Below are 8,873 nucleotides of genomic sequence, written 5' to 3' on the forward strand. Positions count from 1 at the left end.
ACCGCCCGGGTCGCTGGCTCTGGTCGCAACACCCGTCGTGATGATCGCAGTCGCTCTGGCCGCGGCCTCCATGACGGGAGCCCTCACCCCACTCGGAGTCGTGGGACTGCCGGACCCCGGGGCACTCACCCGGGTGGGCCTGCCGGCGGTACAGGTGGTGCGGGACCTGGCCTCCATCGTGACGGTGGGCGTGCTGGTGGTCGTCGCGACCTGCGTGCCGCCACCGTCGGGGACCGAGGCGTCCGACCTCGGGCCTGCGCGCTCACGTCTGGTGTCATGGGCGCAGCTGTCCGCCACCGTCTGGGCAGCGAGCAGCATCGTCCTGGTCGCGTTCGTCTACTCCGACGCCTCCGGCAGTTCCGTCGGAGCGCCCGGGTTCACCAGCGAGGCGATCTTCTTCGCGTTCGGGTTCGAGCTCGGTCTGTACGGCGTGTGGGGGGCAGCGCTCGCCCTGCTCGTCGCGGTGGGCTGCGCGTTGTCCGCCCGCATCGGCGGAGTGGGGGTCACAGCCGTCCTGGCACTGCTGGCGCTCTGGCCCATGGCGTTGACCGGTCACGGAGCCAGCACGGCCAACCACGACGAGGCGGTCAACCTCCAGTTCTTCCACTTGGCGGGAACCAGCGTCTGGCTCGGGGGGTTGGTGGCGCTCGTGCTGGCACGTCGGCAACTGGGCGACACCCTCCTCGTCACGGTGCGTCGCTACTCGACCCTGGCGGCCTGTTGTCTCGCGCTGGTGAGCGTGTCCGGGCTGCTCGGCGCCTGGTTGAGGCTTCCGTCACTCTCGTCGGCCCTCTCCTCCTACGGTGTCTTGCTGGCCCTCAAGCTGGCTGCGGTGGTGCTGCTGGGGATCGCGGGTTGGTGGCACCGTCGCCGCACGGTCGCCGCACTGGCGAGCGGCGCCGGAGGCGCCTTCGCGAGGCTGGTCAGCCTCGAGGTCGTGGTGCTGGCCGCCGCCGCCGGGTTGGGTGTCGCCCTCAGCCGCACCTCCCCGCCCGCGCCGCAGGGGGCTCCGCAGCCGCTCACTGCGGCCGAGTCACTGCTGGGAAGGACGCTGCCCGGGCCGCTGGATGCGTCGACGTGGTTCACGGCATGGGACGTAGACACCCTGTTCTTGCCCCTCGGCGTGGCGGGGATCTGCTGCTATGTCTGGGCAGTCACGCGGCTGCGTCGCCGCGGAGACTCATGGCCGTGGTGGCGTACGTCGTCCTGGCTCGTCGGGTGCCTGCTCTTCCTGTGGGCGACCAACGGCGCGCCCGGCACGTACGGCCGCGTGCTGTTCAGCATGCACATGGTCCAGCACATGACGATCGCCACGGCCGTACCGGTCTTCCTGGTCCTTGGCACCCCGATCACGCTCGCCATGCGGGTGCTCCGACGTCGTACGGACGGATCGCGGGGTCCACGTGAGTGGCTGACCAGCGTGACCCGGTCGCTCCCGCTGCACCTCGTGGGCCATCCCGTGGTCGCGGCTGGCATGTTCGTCGTCAGCATGGTCGCGTTCTACTACTCCTCGGCGTTCGAGCTGTCCCTCGAGTCGCACACTGCTCACGTCGTCATGACCCTGCACTTCCTCCTGACCGGCTACCTCTTCGCGGAGAGCGTCATCGGATCCGACCCGGGCCTGCACCGACCCCCGTACGCGCTGCGAGTCCTGCTGATCATGGTGACGTTCGGCTTCCACGCCCTGTTCGCGGTAAGCCTGATGGCCAGCTCGACGGTCCTGGCGGCCGACTGGTTCGGGTCGCTCGGGCGGACCTGGGGGCCTTCACCGCTCGAGGACCAGTACCTCGGCGCGCAGATCGGGTGGCTCATGGGCGAGTACCCGATCATCGTCATGGGAGGCACCCTCCTGACGGGCTGGGTGCTCGCCGACGGTCGCGAGCGGCGGCGGTTCGACAGGAACGAGCTGCGCGACCGGGACAAGGAGCTCCACGCGTACAACGCCTACCTGAGTCGGCTGGGCGGCGCGGACCTGACGCACGGCCCGACACCTCCTACGATAGAGCCTCGCAGTCCACGACGAAGCAGGGAGGAGCAGCTCGAGTGAGACACCTCGGACAGCTCGAGGCCGCCGTGATGCAGCACCTGTGGAGCATGGGACGTGCCGTGTCCGTGCGGGAGACGCTCGGTGCCCTCACGCAGGAACGCGCGCTCGCCTACACCACCGTGATGACGGTGATGGACAACCTGCACTCCAAGGGTCTGGTGGCACGGGAGAAGCAGGGCAAAGCCTATCTCTACACGCCGGTCTCCACCCGCGACGAGCACACCGCCCAAGTGCTGCAGGACGTGCTGTCGGACAGCCAGGACCGCACGGCTGCCCTCATGCACCTCGTGGGCAGGCTCGACGCCGGGGAGGCCGCCGAGCTGCTTGCCGCCCTGTCCGAGCGGGCGGAGGAGCCCACATGACCGCGGCCCTCCTGCTGGCCGTGTTCGCCGCCAGCGCCTCGGTGCTCGGCGGTCGGCTGCTGAGCCAGCCGTGGGTCTCACGCTCGCCGCGGGTGGCCGTGCTCGGCTGGCAGGCGCTCTCGACGTCGGTCGTGGCATCCATCCTCCTGGCTGCGACCGCGCTCGCCATGCCGTTCCTGCCACTTCGGTTCTCGCTCGCCTCTTTGCTCGGCGCGCACACTCTCACGATCGTCGAGCACTACGAGACCCCGGCCGGTGTCTGGCCCGGGCTCGCCGGCGTGACGGTGGTGGCGATCCTCACCACCATGCTCACAGTGACGACCGTCCGCAGCTTCGTCCGCACCCGGCGAGCCCGACGTTCGCAGCGCGACGCCCTGGAGCTGGTGGGACGTCGCCACCCGGGTGGGTTCACCGTGATCGAGCACGACGTTCCGGTTGCCTACTGTCTTCCGGGCACCGGGAACGGCACCGTGGTGCTGTCCTCTGCGGCGCTGGCGCTGCTCGACGATCGCGAGCGCGAGATGGTCCTCGGTCACGAGCGCCGCCACCTGCGCGCCCGCCACGACCTGGCTCTGGCCTTCTCGGGGGCGCTCGCTCGCACGTTCCCGTGGGTGCCGCTCTTCGCCACCTCGCACACCCAGATCGCGATGTTGCTGGAGATGGCGGCCGACGACACCGCCGCCAGTCCCGCGGATCGTCGGGCGCTGGCGGGAGCCATCGTGGCGCTGGGAACAGGCGTCCGCCCTGAGTTCGCCCTCGCCGCCAGCGACACGGCGGCCCTGGTCCGGGTCCGACGGCTCACCGCAACGACCCGCAGTCCTGTCCGGGGTCTGGGCGTCGTCGCCGGGGCGGGCGCGGCGTTGGTCCTGTCCATGCCCCTGGGCCTGGCGCTGGCCCCCGCAGTCGAGGCCGCAACACGTGACTGCTGCACAGTTGTCGACCTGTCGATCAGCGGCTGAGGCGCACCTTCCCCATCCGGCGTGCCGCGATCACTAATCTGCCGTGGTGGCGTCCTCGACCAGGCCGATGAGGGTCGAGGCGTCGACCTGTCCGATGACCCTCGCAGCCACTCCCCCGTCCGCGTCCACCACCACGGTGCTGGGAACGGCCGCTGCCGTCAGCACGCCACGGAACGCCAGGATGGCGGTGCCACTGTCCTCCGCGCGGACGCTCGGATAGGGGATGTCGAACGCGCGCTCGAACGCGCGCGCGGCGTCCGCGCTGTCACGGACGTTGATGCCGTAGAACTGGGCGCGCTTGCCCAACGTCTCCACGGCCTCCACCAGCTCGGGGGCCTCGGCGCGGCACGGCCCGCACCACGACCCCCACACGTTCAGGACCGTCACCGTGCCGCGCAGGTCGGTGTCGCTGAGGGTGGACCCGTCCAGCATGTCGACGTCGAAGGCAGCGAGGCTCGGCCGTTCCCCCGGCGCGTACTGCTGGACGAGATCAGGCGTGTCGCTGGACGTACCCGATGCCCCCGCGTCGTCCACGCTCAGGGCGCGCACGAAGAGCCACGTCAACAATGCCGTGACGAGCACGATGCCCACGAGGACGACGCCTCGACGCGCACGGGGGCTCACAGCGGCGCCTGCCAGCCGACGATGAGCGTCTGGAGCGCGGCCACGCCCCGGGACCACACGCCCGACACCTGGAGCAGGCCGACCACCACCAGCAGCAGCCCACCGGCCCGGGTGATGGTGGTGGACCGGCGGCGCACCCAGGCGAAGACTCGTGTGGCGCGGGTGAGGAACATCGCGGTGACCAGGAAGGGGACGCCGAGTCCGACGGCGTAGCCGAGCGAGAGAACGGCGCCGCGTTCAGCCGTTGCTGTGGTCGTGGCCAAGGTGAGCACCGCAGCCAGCGCGGGCCCGATGCAAGGGGTCCATCCAATCGCGAACACGGCTCCGAGCAGGGGGGCGCCGGCGAGGCCCATGCGAGGGGTGAGACGCAGCCGCAAGGTGCGCCCGACGCCGGGTAGCCGACCGGCGGCGCCGGCGAACAAGAGGCCGAAGACGATCGTCATCACTCCTGCCACGCGCACGATGACGTCCTGGTGCGCGAGAAGCCTGGATCCCAGCGACCCGAAGGCCAGGCCGTAGCTGGCGAACACGACGGCGAACCCGAGCACGAAGAGCGCCGTGCCTGTGACGGTGCGGAACCTGCGGGCCGGGGAACCGCCAGCAAGCTCGCGGGCGACCTCGGACTCGGTTCCGGCCATCCCTGCAACGTACGACAGGTAGCCGGGCACCAAGGGCAACGAGCACGGCGTGAAGAAGGACAGCAGGCCCGCGACCAGTGCCACGGGCAGGGCCACCAGCATGGACCCGTCCAGGATGACGTCCTGCACTCCGCCCATCGTGTTCCAGCCTCTCAGAGCAGGGTGGACCAGTAGGACCAGAAGCGCTGCGCGATCAAACCGATCAGCAGGAGGTAGGGCACCAGGAGGAGCAGCGCGTGCCACTCCCCCGCGAGTGCCGCGGCACGGCTGCCCCGGAGCCGCTGCCCCAGAACCCCATGCGCCAGGTTGCGCAGCGTGACATACCAGAAGATCGGGATGACCACGGCCCAGACCACCATGCAGTAGGGACACAGCGCGCCGATGCGATAGATGCTCTGGAACGCCAGCCAGGCGACCAGCCCCACCGCAGCGGTGACGCCCAACTGGAGACCGACCCAGTACCAGCGCGCCAGCTGTCCACCAGCGAGGATCACGACACCTGTGGTCACGACCACCGGGAAGGCGGCTACTCCGATGATGGGGTTGGGGAATCCCAGCAACGCGGCCTGGGTGGTCTCCATCACCGATCCGCAACTCAGCACCGGATTGATGCTGCACGTCGGGACGTACGTGCTGTCGTCTCCGAGCCTGACGCGCTCGATGAGCAGCACCGCAGCGGCGAGGAGCCCGATCAGACCGCCGCTCGCCAGCCCCCAAGCCAGGCGTCGATCAGTGCTCACTCGGCGAGTGCCTCGTCCAGGACGGACGAGAAGTCCTCGACGGTCCGGGGCTCGAAGAGCTCGCCGTCGACGTAGAAGGTGGGGGTGCCTGCGACGCCCAGCGACTCTCCGTCTGCAACGTCACGGGCGACGCGCTCCTCCACCTCCTGCGAGGCGTAGTCCGCGTCGTACTGGTCCATGTCGAGGCCGAGGTCCTCGGCGTAGCTGCGGAAGAGGTCGTCCTTCGGCTCCTGGGACTCGCCCCACTCCTCCTGGGTCTCGTACATCATGCTGTACATCGCCTCCAGCTCGCCCTGTCGCGCGGCCGACTCGACAGCGCGCGCGGCACGTCCGGAGTTGACGTGGCCGGGAAGCGGGAAGTAGCGGATCACGAAGGTCACCTCGCCCGCGTACTTCTCGCGGAGGTCCTCCACGATGGGATAGGCAGCGCCACATGCCTCGCACTCGAAGTCGAGGAACTCCACGAACGTCACCCCGCTCTCCCCCTCCTCTCCGAGAACCCTGCTGTCCTCCCGCACGATCGCACCATCGGCGATGGCGGCGGAGACGTCAGCAGCCGCAGGCTCGTCACCGCCCCTGACCTGACTCACGGCGAACACGCCGACGATGGCGACGAATACGGTCACGGCGACGGCGATGGCCACTCGGGTCTGCTTGCGCACGATTTCTGCCTTCCTGGGATTGCTACTAAGCAGCATAGTAGCCGTGCACGGCAACCCTTGCAGCGGGCTTCAGACGGGCGGGATGGGCTGGCGCTCCGGCGGAACCAGGCGCGGAACCAGGCGCACCAGGACGACCATGGCGACGAGCTCAACCATCGTCTGTGTGACCACCGCCAACGGAACGAGGTCCAGCTCGGCCGGAAGTGCCAGCGCTAGCGGCAGCACGACCAGCGAGTTGCGGGTCGCGAACGAGAACGCGACCGCTCGGGTCCCCGCGACGTCGAGGCGGGCTGCGCGGCCGGCGAGCATCCCGAGAGCCACCGCGACCGCCACGAACACGGCGTACACGGGGACGAGCCTTGCCAGGTCGAGAGCCCGAGAGCCCACAGCAGCCACCTGTGAGCCGATGACCACCGTTAGCGTCGCCACCATCAAGGGCACCATGGCACCGGCCATCACGTCCTCGGCCGCCGATCCGGCGCTGGAGCGGCGTCCGAGCGCCTGCACCAGTGCAGCGCCGGACAGCGGTGCCACGATGAGCAGCAGAAGCGCCTCGACGAAGGGGCCCACGTCGACCACGTCAAGGACCTCGCGGCCGGCGAACACCCACAGGTAGAACGGCAACAGGAGCACCTGCGCCAGCATCAACAGCGGCGCGGCGGCGAGCAGGCGGGCGCGGGCACCACCCGCCAGGCCGGTGAACACGATGACGTAGTCGATGCACGGCGCGAGCAGCACCAGCAGCACTCCCAGCACGAGGGCGCGGTCGTCGGCCACGACCCTCGACAGCCCGAAGGCCAGCAGCGGGACCACGACGAAGTTGCCCGCCAGCACCGTCCCCAGGAACCGCACGTCGCCGAGCGCGCGTCCCACCTCGATGAGCGGGACGCTGAGGAACGTCGCGAACAGCAGCAGCGCCAGCACCGGGTTGATGGCGTGCTCCAGCGTCGGGGCCGCGCCAGGGGCTGAGAGGCCGAGCACGGCGCCCGCCGCGATGGCAACGAGGTAGAGCGACACCTGGCGCTCGTCCCACCAGACCACTACCCGCGCGGCCCGCGACCGGATCGTCACGGTCACAGTTCACCGCCACAACCGACATCGCCAGCAGCGTTCTCGGTGCGCCCGGAGCGCACCAGCATGCACTCGCTCCGGCACGACGACACGCTGTCGGGACACGCAGCGACACTCGAGGCGGCAGCCACCAGCCTTTGACGCAACAGCCTCAACCCGGCCACCTGCCGGTCGACCTCGGCCAGCCGGTCACGCAGCTTCGGGTGCAGCGTCTCGCGGACCCGGGTGCACGTCTGTCCCTCCACCGCGGCCAGCAGGTCCACGATCTCCAGCAGCGAGAGGCCCAGATGCTTCGCCGACTCCACGAACGACAAGCGCTCCAGCGCCGAGTCGTCGTCGGACCGGTGGCCGTTGGCCCCGCGCGGCGCGTCGAGCAGGCCGACGGTCTCGTAGTACCTGAGTGTCGTCGCAGCGATTCCTGACCTGGCCGCGACTTCGGAGATGCGCACACCCGAGCGTAGAGGTTCCAGTCGACTCGAAGGTCCAGTGGCCACAGACGGAGGTTCTCGAGGAAATGTCGGATCCGGCGTGCTCGGCGTCCGTTGCCGGCAGCTCAAACAGGAGGGCCTCCACCCGGGCGTGTGCCCAGATGGAGGCCTTCCTTCTCTTGCTCCCCCGGTTGGACTCGAACCAACAACCCTCCGATGCCGCCGCGAGTGCGATGAGCGCATGACGCCAGTTGACGCTCTCTGCCGATAAACGCCACTTGAACTGGGCAAACGCTGGCGTCTAGTGGTGTCGCGCTGACGCTGGTTGACAGCCCTTGACAGAGTTTCTGGCCTGTTTATGGACACCTTCAAGTCTCCGCCGCGAAGCGCATCTCCTCGTCGTGTGCGTGCGCCTGCCTGAAGGTTGCTGGCCACGCGGGTCAACGAGGTCGCCGCAGTCGGTTTCCAGAGCCATCCAGAGACCGCCTCGGCGCCGATAAGAGATCGGACACTTGAGGTCGGGGGGAGGATCCGAAGAGGAGGATCGGAAGAGATTTGAACCAGCGACCTCTGGACCTCCAGCGCGTGTGCGTTCCGCCGCTGGCGCTTTTGACCCCACTTGCCGATGTGTGCTCTGACCTGCACAGATGCGCACAACCCGCCGTGTCGGCTCCAGATCATCTTGACGTTTTCTGCTCGGATCAGCCGGCTTGTGCTGGCGTTTTCGGGACATAAGCGCGGCGTGACTCGAATCGCAGTCGGCTCGGAGGATGAGCCACGATTCGCGCCTGTTCGTGCCCAACTAGTGGCGCGGATTTGAAGTAGTTGAGCGGTTGGCCTTCGCGAGGATCTGGTCGGCGGTCTTGGTCCAGACGAAGGGGTGGGAGCGGTCGTTCCAGCCGTCAATGAAGGCGCGGATCTTGGTGTTGAGGTCCTTGACTGACGTGAAGACGCCGCGGCGGATGGCCTGTCTTTCGACGATGCCGAACCAGACCTCGACCAGGTTCATCCATGAGGCGTGGGTTGGGGTGAAGTGGATCTTGAACCGGGGGTGCTCGGCCAACCAGGCGCGGACGTTGACGTGCTTGTGCGCGGCGTAGTTGTCCATCACCAGGTGCAACTGGACCGGGTTGCCGTCCTCGTCGACCACGTCGCGGTAGGTCCGCTCGATCTGCTTCAAGAAGGCGAGGAACTCCTGGTGGCGGTGCCGCTTCTTCAGCCCTGATCCACCGAGGGTGATCAGGGGTCGGTGATTCCTAGTGAATGCCGGCGGGTGCGGTGGTCGGGGCATGGCTCGGTCTCCGGCCGGTGCCGGCTCTTCCACTTCGGTCCTCGGTTGCGC

Annotated in this window: 10 protein-coding genes; 3 read left to right on the plus strand and 7 right to left on the minus strand. The window is 68.8% G+C overall.

What is annotated here, in order from left to right; translation table 11 throughout:
• Positions 1-40 precede the first annotated feature (40 nt).
• The 3 genes from IRX98_RS18265 to IRX98_RS18275 are packed head-to-tail and all read left to right on the plus strand — an operon-like array spanning position 41 to position 3,368.
• Positions 41-2,047 (plus strand): bifunctional copper resistance protein CopD/cytochrome c oxidase assembly protein, encoded by a 2,007-nt coding sequence (locus IRX98_RS18265; RefSeq protein WP_224279215.1) that lies wholly within the window; start codon positions 41-43, stop codon positions 2,045-2,047.
• Positions 2,044-2,409, plus strand: coding sequence for a BlaI/MecI/CopY family transcriptional regulator (locus tag IRX98_RS18270; protein WP_224279216.1), 366 nt, complete (start codon positions 2,044-2,046; stop codon positions 2,407-2,409). The genes IRX98_RS18265 and IRX98_RS18270 overlap by 4 nt, the downstream gene beginning before the upstream one ends.
• Positions 2,406-3,368, plus strand: a complete 963-nt coding sequence (locus IRX98_RS18275) for a M56 family metallopeptidase (protein ID WP_224279217.1) — start codon at positions 2,406-2,408, stop codon at positions 3,366-3,368. The genes IRX98_RS18270 and IRX98_RS18275 overlap by 4 nt, the downstream gene beginning before the upstream one ends.
• 33 nt (positions 3,369-3,401) lie before the next feature.
• Here IRX98_RS18275 and IRX98_RS18280 read toward each other — a convergent pair whose 3' ends face one another.
• The 7 genes from IRX98_RS18280 to IRX98_RS18310 all read right to left on the minus strand — a co-directional run bounded on the left by IRX98_RS18280 (position 3,402) and on the right by IRX98_RS18310 (position 8,822).
• Positions 3,402-3,992 carry a TlpA family protein disulfide reductase gene (locus tag IRX98_RS18280; RefSeq protein ID WP_224279218.1) on the minus strand — a complete coding sequence of 197 codons (591 nt, stop codon included), beginning with the start codon at positions 3,990-3,992 and terminating at the stop codon, positions 3,402-3,404.
• Positions 3,989-4,768: a cytochrome c biogenesis CcdA family protein gene (locus IRX98_RS18285; RefSeq protein ID WP_224279219.1), complete on the minus strand. Its 780-nt coding sequence runs from the start codon at positions 4,766-4,768 to the stop codon at positions 3,989-3,991. The genes IRX98_RS18280 and IRX98_RS18285 overlap by 4 nt, the downstream gene beginning before the upstream one ends.
• A 14-nt stretch (positions 4,769-4,782) precedes the next feature.
• On the minus strand, positions 4,783-5,370 hold the full coding sequence (locus tag IRX98_RS18290; protein ID WP_224279220.1) for a vitamin K epoxide reductase family protein: 588 nt from the start codon (positions 5,368-5,370) through the stop codon (positions 4,783-4,785).
• Positions 5,367-6,032: a DsbA family protein gene (locus IRX98_RS18295; protein WP_224279221.1), complete on the minus strand. Its 666-nt coding sequence runs from the start codon at positions 6,030-6,032 to the stop codon at positions 5,367-5,369. Before IRX98_RS18295 ends, IRX98_RS18290 begins: the two co-directional genes overlap by 4 nt.
• Before the next feature lie 69 nt (positions 6,033-6,101).
• Positions 6,102-7,103, minus strand: a complete 1,002-nt coding sequence (locus tag IRX98_RS18300; protein ID WP_224279223.1) for a bile acid:sodium symporter — start codon at positions 7,101-7,103, stop codon at positions 6,102-6,104.
• 2 nt (positions 7,104-7,105) lie between these two features.
• Positions 7,106-7,552, minus strand: coding sequence for a MerR family transcriptional regulator (locus IRX98_RS18305; RefSeq protein WP_224279225.1), 447 nt, complete (start codon positions 7,550-7,552; stop codon positions 7,106-7,108).
• Between the two features lie 781 nt (positions 7,553-8,333).
• A complete protein-coding gene (locus IRX98_RS18310) occupies positions 8,334-8,822 on the minus strand; it encodes a transposase (protein ID WP_224279227.1) in 489 nt (162 codons plus the stop codon).
• Between the last annotated feature and the right edge of the window lie 51 nt (positions 8,823-8,873).

Origin of the sequence: Nocardioides lacusdianchii, assembly GCF_020102855.1 — a bacterium.
In the GTDB taxonomy this organism is placed as follows: Bacteria; Actinomycetota; Actinomycetes; order Propionibacteriales; family Nocardioidaceae; genus Nocardioides; species Nocardioides lacusdianchii.

What these genes read in the sequence shown, in the direction of transcription:
- IRX98_RS18275 (WP_224279217.1), top strand. Translation starts at nt 2,406, where the DNA reads ATGACCGCGGCCCTCCTGCTGGCCGTGTTCGCCGCCAGCGCCTCGGTG.
- IRX98_RS18310 (WP_224279227.1), bottom strand. Translation starts at nt 8,822, where the DNA reads ATGCCCCGACCACCGCACCCGCCGGCATTCACTAGGAATCACCGACCC.
- IRX98_RS18265 (WP_224279215.1), top strand. Translation starts at nt 41, where the DNA reads ATGATCGCAGTCGCTCTGGCCGCGGCCTCCATGACGGGAGCCCTCACC.
- IRX98_RS18285 (WP_224279219.1), bottom strand. Translation starts at nt 4,768, where the DNA reads ATGGGCGGAGTGCAGGACGTCATCCTGGACGGGTCCATGCTGGTGGCC.